The sequence below is a fragment of the Blautia sp. OM06-15AC genome, from assembly GCF_003481425.1.
GTDB classification, from domain to species: domain Bacteria; phylum Bacillota; class Clostridia; order Lachnospirales; family Lachnospiraceae; genus Fusicatenibacter; species Fusicatenibacter saccharivorans.
On sequence record NZ_QULD01000002.1, the window covers coordinates 222969 to 243511 of the forward strand.

21 protein-coding genes are annotated in these 20543 nt (G+C 48.9%); 18 read left to right on the top strand and 3 right to left on the bottom strand.

Annotated features, from left to right (window positions below):
- Positions 1–17 precede the first annotated feature (17 nt).
- The 12 genes from DXB83_RS04625 to DXB83_RS04680 all read left to right on the top strand — a co-directional run bounded on the left by DXB83_RS04625 (position 18) and on the right by DXB83_RS04680 (position 12942).
- A complete protein-coding gene (locus DXB83_RS04625) occupies positions 18–356 on the top strand; it encodes a P-II family nitrogen regulator (RefSeq protein WP_118697342.1) in 339 nt (112 codons plus the stop codon).
- Positions 357–443: 87 nt separating this feature from the next.
- Positions 444–1658, top strand: coding sequence for an ammonium transporter (locus DXB83_RS04630; protein WP_118697315.1), 1215 nt, complete (start codon positions 444–446; stop codon positions 1656–1658).
- Between the two features lie 42 nt (positions 1659–1700).
- Complete coding sequence (locus tag DXB83_RS04635) at positions 1701–2039, top strand: P-II family nitrogen regulator (RefSeq protein WP_022462439.1); 339 nt, start codon at positions 1701–1703, stop codon at positions 2037–2039.
- A gap of 96 nt (positions 2040–2135) precedes the next feature.
- Positions 2136–3050 carry an ABC transporter permease gene (locus tag DXB83_RS04640; protein ID WP_117801249.1) on the top strand — a complete coding sequence of 305 codons (915 nt, stop codon included), beginning with the start codon at positions 2136–2138 and terminating at the stop codon, positions 3048–3050.
- Positions 3051–3062: 12 nt separating this feature from the next.
- Complete coding sequence (locus DXB83_RS04645; protein ID WP_117801251.1) at positions 3063–3968, top strand: ABC transporter permease; 906 nt, start codon at positions 3063–3065, stop codon at positions 3966–3968.
- Positions 3969–3973: 5 nt separating this feature from the next.
- Positions 3974–5017, top strand: a complete 1044-nt coding sequence (locus DXB83_RS04650) for an ABC transporter ATP-binding protein (RefSeq protein WP_118697316.1) — start codon at positions 3974–3976, stop codon at positions 5015–5017.
- Complete coding sequence (locus tag DXB83_RS04655) at positions 5010–6035, top strand: ABC transporter ATP-binding protein (RefSeq protein WP_117804663.1); 1026 nt, start codon at positions 5010–5012, stop codon at positions 6033–6035. The genes DXB83_RS04650 and DXB83_RS04655 overlap by 8 nt, the downstream gene beginning before the upstream one ends.
- Before the next feature lie 92 nt (positions 6036–6127).
- Positions 6128–7792, top strand: coding sequence for a peptide ABC transporter substrate-binding protein (locus tag DXB83_RS04660; protein ID WP_118697317.1), 1665 nt, complete (start codon positions 6128–6130; stop codon positions 7790–7792).
- 122 nt (positions 7793–7914) lie between these two features.
- The gene (hisC, locus tag DXB83_RS04665) at positions 7915–8994 is read left to right on the top strand and encodes a histidinol-phosphate transaminase (protein ID WP_158579800.1); all 1080 of its coding nucleotides are present in this window, start codon (positions 7915–7917) and stop codon (positions 8992–8994) included.
- 316 nt (positions 8995–9310) lie between these two features.
- On the top strand, positions 9311–9916 hold the full coding sequence (locus DXB83_RS04670) for a type IV toxin-antitoxin system AbiEi family antitoxin domain-containing protein (RefSeq protein WP_022462444.1): 606 nt from the start codon (positions 9311–9313) through the stop codon (positions 9914–9916).
- Positions 9917–10115: 199 nt separating this feature from the next.
- The gene (locus DXB83_RS04675; RefSeq protein ID WP_305764453.1) at positions 10116–12293 is read left to right on the top strand and encodes a glycoside hydrolase family 3 C-terminal domain-containing protein; all 2178 of its coding nucleotides are present in this window, start codon (positions 10116–10118) and stop codon (positions 12291–12293) included.
- 97 nt (positions 12294–12390) lie between these two features.
- Entirely contained in the window at positions 12391–12942 is a 552-nt protein-coding gene (locus DXB83_RS04680; protein WP_270475924.1) for a glycoside hydrolase family 95-like protein, read from the top strand.
- A 63-nt stretch (positions 12943–13005) separates the two neighbouring features.
- Here DXB83_RS04680 and DXB83_RS04685 read toward each other — a convergent pair whose 3' ends face one another.
- The 3 genes from DXB83_RS04685 to DXB83_RS04695 form a co-directional block, all read right to left on the bottom strand.
- Positions 13006–14127, bottom strand: coding sequence for a radical SAM protein (locus DXB83_RS04685; RefSeq protein ID WP_118640581.1), 1122 nt, complete (start codon positions 14125–14127; stop codon positions 13006–13008).
- 120 nt (positions 14128–14247) lie between these two features.
- Positions 14248–14655: a hypothetical protein gene (locus tag DXB83_RS04690; protein ID WP_118640580.1), complete on the bottom strand. Its 408-nt coding sequence runs from the start codon at positions 14653–14655 to the stop codon at positions 14248–14250.
- Positions 14652–14990, bottom strand: coding sequence for a PqqD family protein (locus DXB83_RS04695; protein WP_022462364.1), 339 nt, complete (start codon positions 14988–14990; stop codon positions 14652–14654). The genes DXB83_RS04690 and DXB83_RS04695 overlap by 4 nt, the downstream gene beginning before the upstream one ends.
- 205 nt (positions 14991–15195) lie before the next feature.
- Between DXB83_RS04695 and DXB83_RS04700 the strand changes: the two genes are divergently transcribed.
- From DXB83_RS04700 to DXB83_RS04725, 6 genes are all read left to right on the top strand, one after another.
- The gene (locus DXB83_RS04700) at positions 15196–15690 is read left to right on the top strand and encodes an AAA family ATPase (RefSeq protein ID WP_256372477.1); all 495 of its coding nucleotides are present in this window, start codon (positions 15196–15198) and stop codon (positions 15688–15690) included.
- A 277-nt stretch (positions 15691–15967) separates the two neighbouring features.
- Positions 15968–16132, top strand: a complete 165-nt coding sequence (locus tag DXB83_RS16390) for a hypothetical protein (RefSeq protein WP_158581086.1) — start codon at positions 15968–15970, stop codon at positions 16130–16132.
- 2 nt (positions 16133–16134) lie between these two features.
- A complete protein-coding gene (locus tag DXB83_RS04710; protein WP_118697318.1) occupies positions 16135–16890 on the top strand; it encodes a hypothetical protein in 756 nt (251 codons plus the stop codon).
- Positions 16887–17378, top strand: coding sequence for a S24/S26 family peptidase (locus DXB83_RS04715; protein WP_118640577.1), 492 nt, complete (start codon positions 16887–16889; stop codon positions 17376–17378). The genes DXB83_RS04710 and DXB83_RS04715 overlap by 4 nt, the downstream gene beginning before the upstream one ends.
- Positions 17375–18691, top strand: a complete 1317-nt coding sequence (locus DXB83_RS04720; protein WP_118640576.1) for a nucleotidyltransferase domain-containing protein — start codon at positions 17375–17377, stop codon at positions 18689–18691. Before DXB83_RS04715 ends, DXB83_RS04720 begins: the two co-directional genes overlap by 4 nt.
- Positions 18663–20453, top strand: a complete 1791-nt coding sequence (locus DXB83_RS04725) for an ABC transporter ATP-binding protein (RefSeq protein WP_118640575.1) — start codon at positions 18663–18665, stop codon at positions 20451–20453. Before DXB83_RS04720 ends, DXB83_RS04725 begins: the two co-directional genes overlap by 29 nt.
- Positions 20454–20543 lie beyond the last annotated feature (90 nt).

Consider the following 20543-nt stretch of genomic DNA (forward strand, 5'->3'; position numbering starts at 1 on the left):
GAAAGGGAGGGAAAATCATGAAAAAGCTGGAAATTGTAATTCGTCCGGAGAGCCTCGAAAACCTGGAGCTACGCCTCGAGGAGCAGAAGGCAAACGGTATGATGATCACAAATATCCTTGGATATGGAAATCAGAAGGGATATCGTCAGATGTACCGTGGAGCGGAAATCGTGGCCAAAATGATTCCGAAGGTTAAAGTGGAGACCGTTGTGGAGGACGACAAGGTTCCGAAAATCGTTGATTTTGTTGTGAAAAACCTGTCAACCGGAAACTACGGCGATGGAAAAATTTTCGTTTACGATGTCGAAGATGCAGTGCGGATCCGGACAGGTGAGCACGGCGAACAGGCACTTTAAAAAATCTGAAAGCTACCGTTTCAGGATGACCGTTTCAGAAGATCTGCAGACGGGAACAGGTAAGATGGGAATGAGGAGGAACTTATTATGGAAAACACACAGGTATTACTCAATATCGTATGGACCATGGTCGGAGCCTTTCTGGTGTATTTTATGCAGGCCGGATTTGCCATGGTGGAGACAGGATTTACAAGAGCGAAAAACTCCGGAAACATTCTGATGAAGAATATGATGGATTTCGTGCTCGGCTCTATTTTCTTCTTTATCATCGGATTTGCGCTGATGTTCGGAGGAAGCAATGCCTTTATCGGAACAGCAGGTTTCTTTAACCCGAAATCGCTGGCAGATGCAGATGGCATGTTCAACGGACTGCCGATCGGCGTATTTATGATTTTCCAGACTGTGTTCTGTGCAACATCGGCCACGATTGTATCAGGTGCTATGGCAGAGAGAACCAAATTCATCTCTTATTTGATTTACTCCGCAGCCATCAGCGTTTTCATTTATCCGATCACCGGACACTGGATCTGGGGCGGCGGCTGGTTAAGCCAGATCGGGTTCCATGATTTTGCAGGATCTACGGCAGTTCATATGGTCGGCGGTCTGTGTGCCCTTGCCGGTGCAAAAATGGTCGGACCTCGTATCGGAAAATACACAAAAGAGGGAAAACCGGTTGCTATTCCTGGTCATAACCTTCCGCTTGGAGCACTTGGTGTCTTTATCCTCTGGTTCTGCTGGTTCGGATTTAACTGTGGATCAACCACAGCAGCAACCTATAACCTTGGCGACATTGCCATGACCACAAACCTCGCAGCAGCAGCAGCAACACTTGTTACCCTGATTGTTACCTGGGTACGTTATGGAAAACCGGATATCAGTATGACAATGAACGGCGCACTGGCCGGACTGGTAGCTATCACAGCAAGCTGTGATGTAGTCAATGATTACGAGGCACTGTTCATTGGAGCAGTTGCAGGTGTTGTCGTTGTATTTGCAGTTGAATTCTTTGATAAAGTCGTAAAAATCGATGACCCGGTTGGTGCAATCAGTGTACACGGTGTCTGTGGAGCACTCGGAACCTTATTTACCGGTATTTTCGGCGAGGGATGCAGCTTTATCATCCAGCTGATCGGTTTTGTAGCAGTTGCGGCATATACCCTGATCCTGGCGTTCATTCTGTTCTTCGTCCTGAAAAAGACCATCGGACTTCGCGTAACCGAGAAGGAAGAGATCGACGGACTGGATATGCACGAGCACGGATGCAGCGCTTATGCAAACTTCCACTTCCACAATGACAAATAAAAAGAATTGATGAAAAAGGATCAATAAAAAGGTGGTGCGGATATGAAAAAGCTGACAGTTATTGTCAAACCCGCGAACCGGGAGGATGTCATCGACATCATGGAATCGTGTGCCGTGTACGGCGTGATGGAAACGGATATCACCGGATATGGAAACCAGAAGGGTTACCGGGTGATGTACCGTGGAACCATGAGCGGGCCGAATGTACTGATGAAATGCAAATTCGAGACCGTGGGTGACGATAAGACAATTGAAGTGCTAAAAGGCTTCCTGGAAAAGAAGCTGTGTACCGGAAATATCGGAGACGGAAAGATTTTTGTCGAGAAAGTGGCAGATGTCATCCGGGTTCGTACCGGCCAGCGTGGCGAGGAAGCATTATAAAAACAAAAGACAGTAAAAAGGTGCAAAGAGGCAGCCAGAACAGATCGTTCAGCTGCCTCTTCTGAGCTAAAAAAGCCGGAACGGGAGGAATGCTGCATGGTAAGATACATCATAAAACGTTTATTTATTGGAGTGGTGACGATCTGGGCACTGATCACCATTACCTTTTTCCTGATTCGGATTATGCCGGGCAGCCCGTTCGAGGCAGACAATCTTTCCCAGAGCGCCATTGAGCAGCTTGAATCGACCTACGGGCTGGATGAACCCATGTGGAAACAGTATATTCTTTACATGGAAAATCTGATGCACGGGGATCTCGGCATTTCCTATAAAAAGAACGTTTCTGTTAATACACTGATCGCAAGAGGATTTCCGTATACGTTAAGCATCGGACTTCTCTCTATCGCGGTATCCGCTTTCATCGGTATTCTGATGGGTATCTGGATGGCGACGAGCAAGCGGCTGGCAGTGAAAAACACCCTGCTTGGAATTGCGACGCTGGGGGTCAGTATCCCGGGATTCGTCACAGCGATTCTGCTGATGATGATTTTCGGTGTCTGGTGGCCGGTACTCCCGATCGTCGGTCTTGGTTCTCCGGCCAACTACATTCTTCCGGTGGCAGCACAGTCATTCGGACAGATCGCTTCGATTGCCAGACTGACCAAGAGTACGTATTCCGAGGCGATTCAGATGGATTACGTAACGATGGCAAGAGCGAAGGGACTTAGCAATCTGTACATCACCGCGCGTCACGTCCTTAAAAATGCACTGATCCCGGTTGTCACCTATTTCGGACCGGCTATCGCATTTCTGATCACAGGAAGCTTCGTCGTAGAATCTATTTTTTCCATTCCCGGAATCGGACGTGAATTTACGAATGCCATCACAAACCGTGATTACACCGTAGTCCTTGGCTTCAGTGTTTTCATCGGTGTGATTATCACCGTTGCCAACCTGGCGGTGGATATCATTTGTTCCCTCATTGACCCGAGAATCAAACTGACAAACTAGGAGGTGACTGTTATGGACTGGTTTTCACCGATTGATCCATCCAAAAAGAACAGCGAGTTTATTGCCGTGGAGAGCAAAAGCTTCTGGAAAGCGGCATGGGGAAGATTTAAGAAAAATCCAATGGCAGTTCTCGGACTGGTCGTCATCCTCCTTCTGGCGGTGGTTTCCATTTTCGGACCGATGATCAGCCCCTATGCATACGATGCACAGGACGCAGCCAATCAGTACGCGGGCTTTTCGGCACAGCACATTTTCGGAACCGACAAATTCGGCCGTGACGTATTTACAAGACTCTGCTACGGAGGCCGCATCAGCCTGGCGATTGGTTTTGGAGCAGCCGTCATCAACACCGTACTCGGTGTGGTGATCGGTGGACTGTGCGGCTACATTGGTGGAAAATTTGATAACTTTGTGATGCGTATTGTGGATATCATCTACGCAATGCCATCTATGATCTACGTTATTCTGATCATGATGGTTCTCGGATCGAATGTACGAAGCATTCTGATCGGTATCTGCATTCCGGGCTGGATCGGCATGGCACGTCAGGTAAGAGGCCAGCTGATCGCCTTAAAGGAGCAGGAATTTTCCATGGCAGCACTCGTCATCGGAGCAAGCGATGCGAGAATTCTGTTCCGCCATCTGCTGATCAATGCCATCGGGCCGATCATCGTACAGATTACTTTCCTTGTTCCGAACGCCATTTTCACCGAAGCCTTCTTAAGCTTCATCGGAATCGGCATTTCCGCTCCGATGGCAAGCTGGGGTTCCATGGCGCAGGATGCCCGACAGGTGCTCACCATGCACCCGGGACAGCTGCTTTTGCCGACCATCTGCATTTGTATCACCATTTTCTCCCTGAACTTCCTCGGTGAGGGAATCGGCGATGCCTTTAATCCAAAGAAAACCAGGGGGTGAAGCGTATGAGTTTACTCGAAATCAGCCATCTCACAACAAAATTTGAAACGCAGCAGGGAACCGTCAGCGCAGTCCGCGATGTTTCCTACCATCTGGAAGAGGGCGAGGTACTTGGTATTGTCGGCGAGTCCGGTTCCGGAAAAAGTGTCGGCATGCTGACCCTGATGGGGCTTCTGGCATCGAACGGCAGAGTGGAAGAAGGAGAGATCCTTTTCGACGGAGAAAACATTTCTCCGCCGCACACGAAGGACCGGAAAGAAAAACGGGCTTATGAAAAGAAAATGCAGCAGATCCGCGGAAACCGCATCGGCATGATTTTCCAGGATCCGATGACATTTCTGAATCCGATCCTGAAAATCGGAATTCAGATGACAGAGGGAATTCGAAAGCATCAGAATTGCTCCAAAAAAGAGGCGGAAGCGAAAGCCATTGAGCTGATGCGGCAGGTCGGAATTCCAAGTCCGGAAAAGCGGCTCGATCAGTATCCGTTCGAATTTTCCGGCGGTATGAGGCAGAGAATCATCATTGCGACGGCTCTGGCGTGTGATCCGAAGCTGATTATCGCAGATGAGCCGACAACCGCACTGGATGTGACCGTACAGGCACAGATTCTGGAGCTTTTGAAAAAGCTGACGAAGGAAAAAGGAACCTCCGTTATTATGATTACCCACGACCTCGGCGTTGTCGCTTCTATGTGTGACCGGATTGCCATTATGTACGCAGGACAGATCGTAGAAGAGGGAACCGTCGATGAGATTTTCTACGAACCGCATCATCCGTACACGAAAGGTCTTCTGAACAGTATCAACAATTCGGCAAAGGATAACGACGAACCGCTCGTTCCGATTCCGGGAACACCGCCGGACCTCTTAAAGCTTCCGAAGGGCTGCGCATTTATGAGCCGCTGTTCTTACACTATGAAGATCTGTGAGGTACAGGCCTCTCCGGTGACAACCTACAGCGAGACGCACTGCTGCAGATGCTGGCTGGAATGTATGGATGAAACAAAAATCACAGTTTCCGGGGAGGAGGCGGCTGCCAATGAGTGAAAATGTACTGGAAGTAAAAAACCTGTGTAAATACTTTGATGTGAACAGAGGAATGAAGGGAGCACAGAAGGTCATTGCCGTAGATGGTATTTCCTTCGAGGTAAAAAAAGGGGAAACCTTCGGACTGGTCGGAGAATCCGGCTGTGGAAAAAGTACACTTGGCCGCACGATTTTACGGATCTATGAGCCGACAAAGGGCGAAATCGTTTTCGAGGGAGAAGATATTTCCAGGCTTTCCCGGAAAAAGATGCTTCCCTACCGGCAGAAGCTGCAGATGATCTTCCAGGATCCATATGCATCCTTAAATCCCCGTTTTACCGTCGGTGAGATTATTGAGGAGCCGATGGTGATTCATCACATGTACGATGAAAAAAAGCGAAAAGAACGCGTGCAGGAGCTGCTGGAAACGGTTGGATTAAAACCGGACCACATCCGAAGATATCCGCATGAATTTTCCGGCGGCCAGAGACAGCGAATCGGAATTGCGAGAACGCTGGCACTCGAACCGGACTTTATCGTCTGCGACGAACCGATTTCGGCGCTCGACGTTTCCATCCAGGCACAGGTCATCAACCTTTTGGAGGATATTCAGAAAAAAGAGGGTATCAGCTATCTCTTTATCGCACACGATCTTGGCATGGTAAAGCATATCAGCCACCGGATCGGTGTCATGTATCTGGGACACATGGTAGAGATCGGAGAATCCAATGATGTTTACCGCCGTCCGCTTCACCCATATTCGAAGGCACTGCTTTCTGCAGAGCCGATCCCGGATCCGAAGACCGCAAGAAGCAGAAAACGAATCCTGCTGGAAGGCGAAATCCCAAGTCCGATCCATCCGCCGAAAGGATGCCCGTTCCACACGAGGTGCCCCTACGCTATGGAAGAATGCAGCCAGGCCCGCCCGGCAACGTATGATATTGAGGGCAGGAAAGTGGCTTGCTTCTTATATTCCCCGCGGTATTTGAGACAGAGGGAGGGTCTGGCAATCGAACCGCTGCTGGCCGGAGCAAAATAGAACCATTCCGGTGCGGCAGGTTTGGGAACAGAGGTTTCAGGGACCGGAGCTGTGTTTCAAACAAGCATCAGCAGCAAAAGGAGGAGAACATTATGAGGAAATTATGGAAAACAACAGCGACACTGGCAGCGGCTGTTCTTCTGGCAGGATCCCTTGCCGGATGCGGAAGCAGCGGAGGAAGCAGCAGCTCTTCCGGAGGAGGCAAAAGCGGCAGTACTTCCGATATGATTGTAACAACGATGAATACCGAGGCCGGAAGCCTGGACAGCGCAGGAGAGAGCGGTTTATGGTGGTGGTCCTACGATGATGTGTGTATGGCGCCGATCATGGAAATGAAAGAGGACGGTTCCTGGGATTACATTCTGGCAGAAAGCGTTGATGTCAATGAGGATATGACACAGTACACCGTTCACCTCCGCAGCGATGCAAAATGGAGCAACGGAGACGATGTGACAAGTGCCGATTTCAAAAATACCATTGTCCGCGCACTGGATCCGAACTGCAAGAGTGGTTATTCCTCAATGCTTTACCCGATTGTGGGAGCTGAGGAGATGTACAACGGAACCGGCGATGAGAGCGGTCTTGGCGTAGACACCAGCGATGATAAGACCATCGTATTCAACTTAAAGGAGCCGTGCGCTTACTTCGAACAGCTCTTTGTACTTCCGGTTTATATGCCGACGCATCGCGAGCTTCAGACAGAAACCAACGGCGACTGGGCAATGGGAAATGACATGGATGCGCTGGTAAGCTGCGGACCGTACTACCTCGCAGAGTATGTACCGAACCAGTACAGCGTTTATAAGAAAAATGAAAATTACGTTCAGGCAGACCGGATCAAAACCGATACGATCAAAAAGATGGTTATGGACGATACACAGTCCATCATCAATGCGTATAAATCCGGTGAGCTGAACTTTATCTCAGCAGATTATACCGTTATGGACGAGTATAAAGACAGCGATGAGCTGATTACTTCTCCGGCCATGACAAGCTACTACGTATTGTTTAATGTAAATGAAGCACCGTTTGACGATGTCCGTGTCCGCCAGGCGTTCTCTATGGCAGTCAACCGCGATGAGGTAGCTTCCGCGTGCGGTTCCTCTTATGAGGCAAGTGATTTCTTCGTAGCAAAACATCTGAAATCCTCCGCAAGCGGCAAGGACTGGGCAGAGGAAGTAGAGGAAGATCCGATCGGCTTTGATCCGGACAAGGCAAAAGAGCTTCTGGCAGAGGCCGGTTACCCGGATGGAGAAGGCTTCCCGGCCATCACCTACAAATACCCGAACCTCCAGCTCGACAGCGATATGGCACAGGCCCTGCAGGCACAGTGGAAAACAAACCTTGGCATCGAGGTGGAGCTTCAGGCAGAGGAGCAGCAGGTACAGGTAGCAGAGAGAAGATCCGGTGATTTCCAGCTTGCCCGCATGAGATGGACTGCAGACTTTACAGATCCGTTCACCTTCCTTTCCATGTACCGTTCCAACGACAGCTACAACGATAACAAGACCAACTGCCCGGAGTATGACGAACTGATGGCACAGTCGAATGAGGAAAGCGATCCGACCGCCAGATTTGAGCTGCTGCACCAGGCTGAGAGCGTACTGGTAAACGACTACTGCTTCGGCGTACCGGTACTGAATTCTTCCAATATTTATCTGGTAAGCACCGATATCACAAACTTTGAGATCGACCCGTCCAGAAACATGATCCGTACCAAATATCTGGTATTGGGAGACAGCTCTTCTGAGTCTTAAGCAAAAAATCGGAAAACGGGAAGGCTCTGCAGATGGCTTAGCAGCTGTTTCGAGGGGAGCCGTAAAACGGTAATTTTCCGGAAAAAAAACAATAGAAGCCGTGAAAACAGGAGGAAATGAATATGGAAGTAAATAAAATCATCAGCCACGCATTACAGAGCATGCCGCCGAGCAAACGTCAGAAGGCATTTGCGAAGGACACCTCAAAACTGATCCATATGGGATTAAACGAAAACAATTACGGAATGTCACCGAAGGCAGTGGCGGCACTGGAGGACTCTATGGCGGGAAGCCATTTTTATCCTGATTTTGCGGCAGTACTGCTGAAACAGAAGGTAGCGGAGCAGTACGGATTAAAAGCAGAAAATGTACTGACAGGCGCCGGATCGAGTGCGATGATCGATATGATCGGACTGACCTTTCTGGACGAGGGAGATGAGGTGCTGTTTTCCGCGCCGACCTACGGGGCATTTGCCGACATGGCGTATTTAAATGGCGGTGTGCCGGTCTCCGTACCGGTAACCGAGGAGCAGAAATTTAATCTCCCTGCCATGAAAGAAAAAATCGGTGAAAAAACAAAAATCGTGGTGATCTGCAATCCGAATAACCCGACCGGAACGTATGTGCCGATCGGGGAGCTGGAAGCATTCGCAGATACTCTTCCGGAGGACGTGCTGCTGGTGATGGATGAGGCATACATGGAGTTTGCCACCGAGCCGGACTGCTGCAGTATGGTTGATTATATGAAAGCGCATCCGGAAAAACCGATTCTGGTTCTCCGTACCTTTTCCAAATATTATGCGATGGCAGGCCTTCGTGTCGGCTATGCGCTGGGCTCCGAAGAGCTGATTGGAATCATGCGGAAATGTTCCGCTTCCTGGAACCTGAATGTCTGTGCCCAGAAAGCGGCAGTGGCAGGCCTGGCAGACCAGGAATATTATCAGGAGCAGAAAGCAAAAATCGTGGAGGGAAGAGAATATCTGGAAAAAGAGATGGCAGCGCTTGGCTGCAGGGTTTATCCGTCCCAGTCGAATTTCATCTACTTCGATACCGGAAAAGATCCTGCCTGGATTCAGGAACAGCTGATGGAAAAGGGCATCCGTATCGGCGCTTTTGAGATGAGCCGTGTGAGCGTGGGAACGATGGAGGAGTGTAAACTTTATATCAAAGCATTAAAAGAAATTCTGGAAGCGGCAGAGTGAAAAAAGGTTTTACGGTAAACGTTAAAAGATAGAATGAAAGAGAAAAAGACCGGATGAGAAGTAAAAAATCCGGTCTTTTTCTGCTGGTATGAGAACAGAAAAAGCGGATCAGCAGGTTGCATATTTCAGGTAAAAAAGGTATACTTATAAGTGATAAAAAGAGAAATATGTTAGCAGCAGCTAATAAGAAAAAAACAGAGAAAAAACATGGTTTTTGCAAATTAGTGCTTGCCATTCCATGAAAATTGGAATATTATATGTGCAAACGCCTATAGATGAAAAAACATGTATCACATCCTGAAAGGGGAAAGAAAATATGCTTTTTAAAACATACCAGAAGATCACGACGTTATTTAAAGAACATCATGGATATATGAGCTTCGCAGACCTCAGAGATCATCAGGTGACTGTACTGCAGCTGGCAGAAATGGAAGAGGAAGGAAGTCTGGAACGATTTGCACGCGGCTGGTACTGGTGCAAGGACTGTGGTTATGAAAAACCGGAAGACTATCAATATATTGAAATTGCGAAAGTAAACCCACGCGCAGTCATCTGCATGGACAGTGCTGCATGGCTTGCCGGAATGCTGAAAGAAGAGCCGGCTACGATTGCAGTTGCAACAGCACGGACAGACCGAAAAAAAATGGATCTGGAAAATTTTGAAATCAGACGTTTTTATTTCCAGAATGCCGATGTCCCGGGTGAAATCTGTGAGAAAAAGACAGAGTTTGGTTCCTACAAATATTATTCTCCGAAGAGAACCTTCTGTGACTGTCTGCGCATGAACAACAAGATGCCGGAGGAAGTAAAAGAAGAAATCCTCACCTGGTGCCGGAAACAGAAATATTCCAAAGAAGAGATTCTGGAATACGCGAACAAGCTCCGTGCGGTAAAAAATATCGAGGAAGAGTATCAGAAATAAAATTTCACAGGAATAGATAAGGGAAACTCCCGACGGAAGATCTTATACGAGAAATTCTGCCGGGAGTTTCTGCGTGTATATCAGATGGTTACGCATACACGATTTCCTCGTATGTTCCCCTGTGTTGTTCGCAAAAATCGCATAAAATGAGAAGCAAAGAGCAATACTTGACTAGCCGAACGGGAAACGCGGCGATATAATAGAGGCAACAAATTTCGGGAGGATTTTACCTATGAGTAAAGAGACGAGAGAGTATGCAAAACAGCTGGTTTCCCAGATGACGCTGGAAGAAAAAATGAGCCAGATGGTCTATCAGTCACCGGCGATCGAGCGTCTTGGCATTCCGGCATACAACTGGTGGAATGAAGCGCTGCACGGCGTGGCAAGAGCTGGTGTGGCAACGGTATTTCCGCAGGCTATTGGCCTTGCAGCAACGTTTGATAAAGAGCTGCTGCAGGAGATCGGTGATGTTGTTTCTACCGAGGGACGTGCAAAATTCAACGAGTTTTCGAGAAAAGGCGACCGCGGCATCTACAAAGGCCTGACCTTCTGGGCACCGAACGTCAACATTTTCCGTGATCCGAGATGGGGCCGTGGCCATGAGACATATGGTGAGGACCCGTATCTGACTGGTGAGCTCGGATGCGCCTACATCCGCGGATTACAGGGACCGGACCCGGATCACCCGAAGGCAGCGGCGTGTGCCAAACATTTCGCCGTCCACAGCGGCCCAGAGGCGATCCGCCATGAGTTTGACGCAAGAGTCAGCAAACATGATCTGTATGACACCTATCTGTATGCCTTCAAACGCTGTGTCAAGGATGCAAAAGTCGAGGCAGTCATGGGCGCGTATAACCGTGTCAACGGTGAACCGGCATGCGGAAGCAAGACATTGTTAAAGGACATCCTGCGCGATGAGTTCGGCTTTGAAGGCCATGTTGTCTCCGACTGCTGGGCAATCATAGATTTCCATGAGCACCACAGAGTGACCAAAAATGTAGAGGAGTCCGCAGCGCGTGCCGTCAACAACGGCTGTGACCTGAACTGCGGCGTTGCTTTCCTGCATCTGCCGAAAGCATACGAGGATGGCCTGGTATCCGAAGAGGCAATCACCGCGGCAGTTGAGCGCCTGATGGAAATCCGCATCCGCCTCGGTATGATGAAAGACTATCCGTCACCGTACGAAGATCTGTCCTACGATCTAGTCGAGTGCAAAGAGCATGTTGATCTGTCCGTCGAGGCAGCGAGAAGAAGTATGGTTCTGCTGAAAAATGAAAACAACATGCTGCCGCTCGATGTGAAGAAGATCCGCAGTATCGCCGTGATCGGACCGAACGCGAACTCGAGAGCAGCGCTGGTTGGAAACTATCAGGGAACATCGTCCAGATACATCACACCGCTGGAAGGAATTCAGCAGTATGTCGGTGATGATGTGAGAGTGACATACGCAGAGGGCTGCCATCTGTATAAAAATAAAGTCGAAGGACTCGGCGAGGACAAAGACCGTTTCAAAGAGGCTGTCATTGCCGCTGAGCACGCAGACGTTGTCGTTCTGTGCCTTGGACTTGATGCAACTGTTGAGGGCGAGGAAGGCGATGCCGGAAACGAATACGCGAGCGGCGATAAGCTGGGCCTCAATCTGCCGGGCTTACAGGAGGAACTGCTTGAGACAATCACAGCGGTTGGAAAACCGGTAGTCCTCGTTCTCTCGGCAGGAAGTGCCATCGACCTGTCCTGGGCCGAGGAGCATGTACCGGCTATCCTTGACAGCTGGTATCCGGGTGCGCGCGGCGGAAAAGCCGTGGCCGAGGCGCTGTTCGGCGATTATGCACCGAACGGAAAACTGCCGGTGACTTTCTATCAGGGAACAGAAAATCTGCCGGAGTTCACCGATTACAGCATGGCAGGACGAACCTACCGCTATACTGATAAAAATATTCTGTATCCATTTGGATATGGACTGACGTATGGAACAATTTCCTACAGCGGCGCAAAAACGGAGCAGGAGACGAGCGCGGTGCTCGACGATGTGACCGTGTGCACGAAGGTGAAGAATGAGAGTGCATATCCGCTGCATGAGAGCGTAGAGGTTTATGTGAAATACAAAAACGCACAGCCGGGTGAGCCAGGTTTCCAGTTAAAAGGCATCGCGTGCGTGGAACTGCAGGCAGGAGAAGAAAAAGAGGTTTCCGTGACACTGCATGCAAGAGATTTTGCTGTTATCACAGAGGACGGCGGATGTGTCGTACGGCCGGGCGAGTATGAAATCTCCATCGGCGGACAGCAGCCGGGCGAAAGAAGCCGCGCGCTGACAGGACGTGAGACAGAGATTCTGACGGTCAGAAAAGAAGGAAATGAAGAGAACGTCGAGTATTAAGTATTAGATAGAAATTGAAAAACGAAGAGGGAGGTGGAATCGTCTGCCTCCCTCTTTTGGTGACAGAATGGACGGCTTGGTGCGATGATCGCTGGAAATCTGCCGAACCTGCTTCATTTCCAGACCGGCGGACTGTATGGTGCTGCATCTTCGTGCACCGAAGGGAAAAGTGTCGGTTGAGGTGATGCTGAACCGTGCAAAATATTTTGACCGTACAGGAAAGGTCAACGATCACACGATTTATCTGAGCGGAAACCTAGGAAAAAATGCCCTGGAATTGGCCATGTGCCTGTCGGCAAAAGCAACGGGCGGCCGTGTGTATACCATGGGTCATACTCTGGTGATCGAAGAGGCAGAGAAGATTACCGAAAAGCTGGAGCGCGCGATGGCGCAGAGCAGAGAACACAAAATCATTCTCCTTCCGGCGCTGCCGAAGGCGTGGGATCATGGAGAAGTGAAAGGCCTGCGGCTGGTTGGAAATGCATCGATTGCACTTGCGTGGGAGAATGGAAAACTGACACGGTGTGCGGTTACGGCGGATCAGGCGTATGAAGGGGAAGTTGTGTATGGAGAGATGCGTCAAGCGGTAAAACTGGAAAAAGGTGAGACAGTTATGCTGGATGCGGTATTGCAGCTGCTTGAATCATAAACATGAAGATAGAAAATGCCGGGCAGAGAAAAATCTGTCCGGCGTTTTCAGCATATGTAAAGACTATAAGGCGATGGAGGAAAAAGAAGCTTCTTCTGCCAGCAGCAGGTGATAGTAATGCTCGGAATAGCGGCAGAGATAACCAGGCATTCCCCGATAAGAACTGGTTTCTAAAAACGCGGCTGCGACGCAGGTGCGGCATATCGGTTGCAAACGGCATTGACAGCATTGGGAACTTAGGGAAATCTTCTGTGCAGCGGCGGAAACTTTTTCCCAGGCGGAAATAAATCCAAGATCAAAAACAGGGGCGGAGATTTCGGATAACATCACACAGGGGAAAAGAAAGCCCTGCCAGTTGATGAAGAAGGAGCAGTTTCCGGCAAGACAGGAGATATGACCATTGTCCCGTGGAAAAGACGGATTGTTGACGCGGTGGATGGATTCATGAACGTACTGCCGGAAAATATCGCTGGTCAGCTGCAGTTTCAGTGTCTGCAGGGCAAGCGCAGCGGCGTCTTCCGGGTTCAGGCGGACCTGAGCATCAAAAGGAAGGGAGCGTTCCCGGACGGCGGGCATCATATAGTGATCGGCATGAACGGGGACTTCAAGCTTTTCTCCGAGAACAAAGATTTTTGGAAAATCATGCGCGTTCTTTTTAGTGACGCTACAGCTGATTTTGACATCAACGTTTCGTTCGCGGAGCAGACGGATGGCGCGGACGGTCTGATCAAAGCCCTGGGGGTAATGGCAGAGACGGTTATAGGAAGCGGCATCGGCACCGTAGAGCGTGATGTTAATGCGGCGCGGCCTGTACTCAGCAAAAAAATCAGCCCAGGATTCGCCCAGCAGGGTTCCATTGGTGTTGATGGTAAGAATCATACCCATGTTTCGAAGCTCAAGATATAGTGTTTTGAAATCAGGAAAGAGAAGTGGTTCACCGCCGGTCAGAAGAAGAAAAAGTGTACCGGCTTTTTGCATCTGCTGTGCAAGCAGAATCCATTCATCAACTGTGCGGAGTTGTCCCTGACATTCCATTTCTGAACGGGACAGACGGACATAACACATGTCGCAGTTCATATTGCAGAGTGGCAGAAGTTCAAGCGCGCCGGTAATAGGAATGTGCTGCTGGCGCGCTTTCTGGAGAAAAGAACGCTCGAAGGTGGAAGCGTCGTCCATGTAGTTCATAAAGGTTCCTCCGAAAAAAGTGGTTTGATGAACCAATTATTAATAGGTATAGTAAAGGATCGAAACGAGTGGGTTCGATCCTTTTGCTGTGGTTTGAAAAATTATTATTTAGTGGAAAAATCAGGATTTGGCGGTTTCCCAAGTATTGATGTCTAGTCTGGTAGTACAATGAACGTTTGTACCATTTTCGGTCCAGATGACAACGGGGGTTGCTTCATCATTGCGGGTAGACTGGTCATCTATAAAACCACTGATAAATCCACTGTCAGATTCCGCTTCATGAGTCTTGTTACAAGGATGATATCCAGAAAATTGAGCTTGAGAGCCCCAGCCTCCCCATGAGTCTTCTTTTGCGATATATTTTTTTTGCCCAGATCCATCATAATAATAAACATTATAATTATGACCGTATTGTCCAGCATCGCAGACAAATTTATAAACTTTCCCGCTATCCCCGCAGGCCGCCACATATTCATTTGCAGCAAATTCCTGAACCTCAACAACAGGTTCCATCCACTCTTTCTTCATAACGATATAACCTCCTCTAATAATGCATACCTTAAAGTATCATGCACAAAATTTAAAGCAGAATTTTGAATCGTATCTTCCGCAGCCTCATATTCCTCTAACGCCTGTGCAACGACTTCCGAAATGGTACGTGGCTGCTGAAAAGCATTCCAGAGAAATGCAGCGGTATCGTTTGGAACCATCACTGCATTCGAAATCTGACAGGCAGTCCCAACGGGAATAATCGCATATTCCCCTGCAATTTCACGCAGCAGATAATCGGAATTGACACGATATTTTTTTTCATTTATCTTTTGTAACAAATCCGACCGGGTCGGAGAAGCAATCGGTTCCATCACAAACTCCCCTCTTGCAAAATGCTGTGCCTTTTCAGGCAGAAAGTATTTCTGCAGTCAGCAAGAAAAATATGTAGAATGTTCGCAGAAATAAATTACATTTATCATTACAAAAAGATTATAGAAGAAGAACTAGGAAAAGTCAAGTAAAAACTGGAAAAAGATGGGAATGTAATCTGCTCAAAAACGAAAAACAAATCGCTGTGTGCGGACACTCCAGCGGTATCTGTGCGTGAGCCGTCCGAGACGATTTGGAAAATCTATGGCAGCGGATATGCTGGCGGCTTATTATGACAGAAGCACAGACACCGATGCACTATTTCAGAATTTAAAAATCGGCAGAAGTGAAACATATAAAAAACATCGGAATCAGTATGATGTAATAAAAACCAATATGCAGGAATTTTTAAGCGCAACAAGCGGCATTGACGAAATGCTGCGCATGCTGAACGACTATCTGATTTTTGATCTCAGAGAGCAGTACAGTCAGGTGCGCTTCCGTGATGAAAAGAATCTGGTACAGGTAATGAAAGATCTGACATACGATAACGAAAAAGAAAACGTATCCATTCCAAACCGCGAAGTATCCCAGGAGTATATCAACGCAATCAGCAGATTTCCATTCTGCAATACAACGATGAAAACTCGCTGTGGAAGAATATTTTTATCATTATTCTCGGTTCCTGTGTGTTCCGTGTGATCTGGGTGTACACGATTTTCGCGTATTTCCATACCATTACGTCACTGTATCTGCTGTATATCTTTTCGTGGAGAATTACCAGTGCGGCGGAGATCCTGTATTTCCGGCATGACTATAAAACGCTGCAGATCAGTCAAAAATAAAATTACGTATTTAATTACAAAAAAGCCACAAAGATTGACGGAGACTCTTTTTTTTGTTATCATAAATGCGGAAAAAGGGATCGTGATACGTGGCGGAGAGAAGGGAAGATCATGGGGAGAAAGAGGAGTTTTTGATGGAAAAAACATTTCAGACAGGGAGTTTTTCCTTCCGGCTGAAGTTTCCGGAAGAGCTGGTACTTCCGGTGGATATGGAAAAATTTTTGGTGGAAACGGATTCTGCAGATTATACATATATCATTACGGCCGTCGACATATTGCCGGAAGCGGAGGGGAGCTGATTGTGGATCGGGTCGATCTGCAGGTGTTTCATACAAAAGAAGGATTGGAGAGCCGCCGGATCGGTGTGAAAGGAGAAGCGCGTCCTTATGCATTCTACCGTGAGACTGCGCAAAATCGTGCGGAGGTTTTCGTCGGCAGGTGGTATCTGGCAGAAGTTGAAAAGTATGAAGTTGTTTTTCTTTCCCTCCTTGCCTTGGAGCGCCGTCTGGCAGAGCAGCCGTGCCTGATTCTGCACTGTGCATACACGGAGTATCAGGGGAAAGCAATGCTCTTTTCTGCACCATCGGGAACGGGCAAAACCACGCAGGCGGAACTCTGGGAACAGTACCGGGGAAGCCGTACCGTAAATGGGGATAAGGCATTGCTGGAATATGATGGCACAGCGTGGACAGCAAACGGCTGGCCGGTCTGCGGAACATCAGGAGTCTGCGAAAACAAAAAGCTCCCGGTCGGATGCATTGTAATGCTGAGCCAGGCAAAGACGAATCAGGCGTGGCGGCTGCGTCCGGCAGAGGCATTTACGAGTCTGTACGGACAGATCACCATGAACCGCTGGGACAGGGAGGGAATGGTGCACAGTCTCGACCTTCTCGAACAGCTTGCTGGAAAAGTTCCGGTGTATCATCTGGCGTGCGACATTTCAGAAGATGCGGTGAAAACGCTGGAGCAGGAGATCGGGGCCGGTTCGTTCGAAAGTGAAACATATGCAGCTGCACTGCACAAAAACATGATTCAGAAAAGGGAGAAACATGCATGAAAATGATGGATACACGTGCCTATGTCGGAATGCTGAAAGAACTTGTAGAGCAGGGCAGAGAAATGCGTATGGTGATTTCCGGGAGCAGCATGGCGCCGTTTCTGATTCATGGACGCGACAGTATTTTCTTCCGAGCGCCGGAGCGGGAACTTCGGAGAGGTGATATCGTATTTTATGAGCGGCCGGGCGGACAGTTTGTCGTGCATCGGATCTGCCGCGTTCATGCAGACGGTTATGACATAATCGGGGATGCACAGACGGAAATCGAGCATCATGTGCAACGGAAGCAGATCTTTGCACGGGTGACAAAAGTGGAACGAAAAGGAAAAATACTTGTACCGGGAACGTTCTGGTGGGAGTTTTTTGCACAGGTCTGGATTCGCATCATCCCGCTTCGCCCGATTCTGATGCATGGATATGCCCGGTTATTCGGTGTGGATAAAAAGAAAAATGATGCGTGCACAGAAAATGAAAGGAAAAGAAGATGATTACAGAAACAGAAACCGCATTCCTTGCGGTGATTTGTGCGTTTTTGACAGAAGAAAAAGCATCGCCGGCGGAAATTCAGGCGCTGACAGAAAAACAATGGAATCATCTGTTTGTCCTAGCGGCACAGCATTCGCTGCTGTCAGCGGTCTACGATGTTGTGGGCAAAACACCGGAATTTGCAGAACTTCCGGACGAGCTTCGCAGACAGGTAAAAACGCAGGCAATGCAGAGTGTTTTGCAGCAGGTTTCGCGTACAGCGCTGTTTCTTTCCGATGAAAAGGAGCTGGAGCATCTGGGCGTGCAGCCGCTGGTGATGAAAGGAATTGTGTGCAGAAGTCTCTATCCGAAGCCGGATCTGCGCCCGTCCGGGGATGAGGATCTTCTGATTTCGGCAAAGGATTTTGCAACAGTAGATGCCTGTTTTATGAGGAAGGGCTTTGTGCGGGACAAAGAAACCGCAATGCCAAATGGTGCCAAAGACGGTGATGCCCCGGAAGAGATGGGCTACATTCATCCGAAAACAGGGGTCTTCTATGAAATACATACCAGGCTGTTCAGCACAGAATCCTCTGCCTATGGTTATCTGAACCGTGCATTTTCCGATGTTTTTGCGCATCCATCCAGGGTGGAAGTGCAGGGTCAGAGTATCTTTACCTTAGAAGAAACGCATCATCTTTTCTATCTTCTCTGTCACAGCTTCAAGCACTTTCTTCACGGCGGCGTCGGGATCCGTCAGATCTGTGATATGGTACAGATGATTCGTATATATGGAAGAAAAATAGACTGGGAAATGTTCTGGCAGCTGTGCGAAGAGTATCATATGACGTGCTTCTGTATCAATCTGCTGGATATCGGCGAGCGGTATCTGGGCTTTTCCTATGAAGCAAGTGGGGCAGTCCGTGCCGCAAAGAAGCTTCACTCGGATTCCGAAGCGCTTCTGATCGATATTCTCGATGCCGGTTCGTTCGGAAAATCGAGCGCGGGACGGATCCACAGTGCAAACATTACCCTGTATGCGGCAGAAACCGGAATGGAAAAGCACACAGCCGGGGGAATCTGGAAATCGCTGGTTCCGGAAGCTTCCTATATGAAAAACAAGTATCCCTATGCGGCGAGGTATCCGTTTTTGCTCCCGGCTGCATACGTGGAGCGAATCCTGAAATGGCTGGGGCAGGGAGAAAAAGGACAGAAATTGAGCATTGAAGTGGGTGCGGGACGTGTCGAATTGTTGAAGAAATACGATATGATCCGCACCGCAGACGGGAAAAAGAGAGGAGGCGCGCATGCAGGAAGAATCCAAAGAGAAAAGTAAAGACGCTCCCTTTGAGTCTATCCGCATCCTGTCGGAGCGATGGAAAAATGGAACGTTCTCTGAAATCATCGATGACTGGAAATGGATTTTTGGCTACAGTGCGCGCTATAAAGGTGCGATCGTTTTTTACACGATTCTCGGCATCTTAAGCACTTCTCTTGGCCTTGTCAGCAGCGTGGCAGGAAAATACCTGATCGATATCATCACCGGATACCAGATACAGAAGCTCCCGCTGCTGCTTTGCATCATGATCGGAAGCACCGTGTTCAGCCTTGGGTTTGAGAGTGTCATCAACCGCATTTCAACGAAGCTTGGTATCGCCATCAACAACGACATCCAGGCGGATATTTTTGACAAAATCGTTGATGCGGACTGGCTGGAAATCAGCAAATACGCAAACGGTGACGTACTCAACCGTTTCAACGGCGACATTGGAACGGTCAGCGGCAACGCAATCAGCTGGCTCCCGACGATTATCATTGCCGTGTATCGGTTTATTGCCACCTTTTTCGTAATCCTGCATTATGACTGGGTCATGGCACTGATTGCTTTTTTAAGCGCACCGTTCCTGCTTCTGATGTCCCGGTTTATGATCCGCCGTCAGCGGGAATACAGCAAAAAAGTGCGCGAGATGAGCAGCAACCTGATGAGCTTTGAGGTAGAAGCATTCTACAATTTTGATACCATCAAATCGTTTGGCATTGCGCCGTATTACAGCAAAAAGATGCGCTGGTGGCAGGGACTTTTCAAAGACATCAGCCTGAAATATAATCTGTTTACGATTAAAACCAATATTGTAATGTCCATTCTCGGGAGTGCGGTGGAGTTTACGGCATTCGGATACTGTCTGTTCCGTCTGTGGACGCACGACATTACCTATGGAACCATGACGTTGTTCCTGCAGCAGCGGAGCAACCTTTCCGGCGCGTTTGGAAACGTGATTTCGATTATTCCGTCCTTCCTCAACAGCTCCGTCTCGGCGCACCGGATCCGTGAGCTCGTGGAGCTGCCAAAAGAAATCCATATCCCGGAGAGTGCCGCGCTTGATCCGCTGGCAAAGGATGGCTTCCGGGTACAGATGCACGGGGTAGAATTTTCTTATATAGAAGGAAATAAAGTAATCACCAAATCGGAGTTTCAGGCCGCTCCCGGCGAGATCGTAGCGCTGGTCGGCCCGTCCGGCGAGGGAAAAACAACGATGATCCGCCTGATTCTCGGTCTCATCCGCCCGCAGGAGGGGGAAACCGTGATCATTGTCTCAAACGGAAAGACGGTTCCCATGAACGCTGAAACGCGTCATCTCTTCGCGTATGTTCCGCAGGGAAATACGATCCTTTCCGGCACAATCGCCGAAAATATGCGTATGGTAAAAGAGGATGCGACCGACGAGGAGATCATTGAGGCACTCAAAATCTCCTGCGCCTGGGATTTCGTCCAGCATCTGCCGGATACCATCAACAGCCGCGTCGGGGAACGTGGCCGCGGTTTCTCCGAAGGCCAGTCCCAGCGGCTTGCCATCGCCCGTGCCGTCCTCCGCGATGCCCCGGTGCTGCTTCTCGATGAAGCCACCTCGGCACTGGATGTCACGACGGAACGAAACGTCCTCCGAAACATCATCCGTCAGCGTCCCAACAAAACCTGTATCGTTACGACGCACCGTCCGAGTGTCCTCAGCCTCTGCCAGAGAGTTTACCGTGTCATGAATGGAACCGTGACCGAACTCGATGGGGCAGAAGGGGCAAAGATGGTGGAAGATTTTTGACAGAAAAAAGACACAAAAAAGACACAAAGGTCGGAAGAGTGATACTTCAAAGTCAAATCAGTTATAGAGTTGCAAGTCAAAATCCTGCTA

Coding starts and splice junctions, on each gene's coding strand:
- DXB83_RS04625 (WP_118697342.1), top strand. CDS start 18: ATGAAAAAGCTGGAAATTGTAATTCGTCCGGAGAGCCTCGAAAACCTG.
- DXB83_RS04630 (WP_118697315.1), top strand. CDS start 444: ATGGAAAACACACAGGTATTACTCAATATCGTATGGACCATGGTCGGA.
- DXB83_RS04635 (WP_022462439.1), top strand. CDS start 1,701: ATGAAAAAGCTGACAGTTATTGTCAAACCCGCGAACCGGGAGGATGTC.
- DXB83_RS04640 (WP_117801249.1), top strand. CDS start 2,136: ATGGTAAGATACATCATAAAACGTTTATTTATTGGAGTGGTGACGATC.
- DXB83_RS04645 (WP_117801251.1), top strand. CDS start 3,063: ATGGACTGGTTTTCACCGATTGATCCATCCAAAAAGAACAGCGAGTTT.
- DXB83_RS04650 (WP_118697316.1), top strand. CDS start 3,974: ATGAGTTTACTCGAAATCAGCCATCTCACAACAAAATTTGAAACGCAG.
- DXB83_RS04655 (WP_117804663.1), top strand. CDS start 5,010: ATGAGTGAAAATGTACTGGAAGTAAAAAACCTGTGTAAATACTTTGAT.
- DXB83_RS04660 (WP_118697317.1), top strand. CDS start 6,128: ATGAGGAAATTATGGAAAACAACAGCGACACTGGCAGCGGCTGTTCTT.
- hisC (WP_158579800.1), top strand. CDS start 7,915: ATGGAAGTAAATAAAATCATCAGCCACGCATTACAGAGCATGCCGCCG.
- DXB83_RS04670 (WP_022462444.1), top strand. CDS start 9,311: ATGCTTTTTAAAACATACCAGAAGATCACGACGTTATTTAAAGAACAT.
- DXB83_RS04685 (WP_118640581.1), bottom strand. CDS start 14,127: ATGAACTACATGGACGACGCTTCCACCTTCGAGCGTTCTTTTCTCCAG.
- DXB83_RS04690 (WP_118640580.1), bottom strand. CDS start 14,655: ATGAAGAAAGAGTGGATGGAACCTGTTGTTGAGGTTCAGGAATTTGCT.
- DXB83_RS04695 (WP_022462364.1), bottom strand. CDS start 14,990: ATGGAACCGATTGCTTCTCCGACCCGGTCGGATTTGTTACAAAAGATA.
- DXB83_RS16390 (WP_158581086.1), top strand. CDS start 15,968: ATGGAAAAAACATTTCAGACAGGGAGTTTTTCCTTCCGGCTGAAGTTT.
- DXB83_RS04715 (WP_118640577.1), top strand. CDS start 16,887: ATGAAAATGATGGATACACGTGCCTATGTCGGAATGCTGAAAGAACTT.
- DXB83_RS04720 (WP_118640576.1), top strand. CDS start 17,375: ATGATTACAGAAACAGAAACCGCATTCCTTGCGGTGATTTGTGCGTTT.
- DXB83_RS04725 (WP_118640575.1), top strand. CDS start 18,663: ATGCAGGAAGAATCCAAAGAGAAAAGTAAAGACGCTCCCTTTGAGTCT.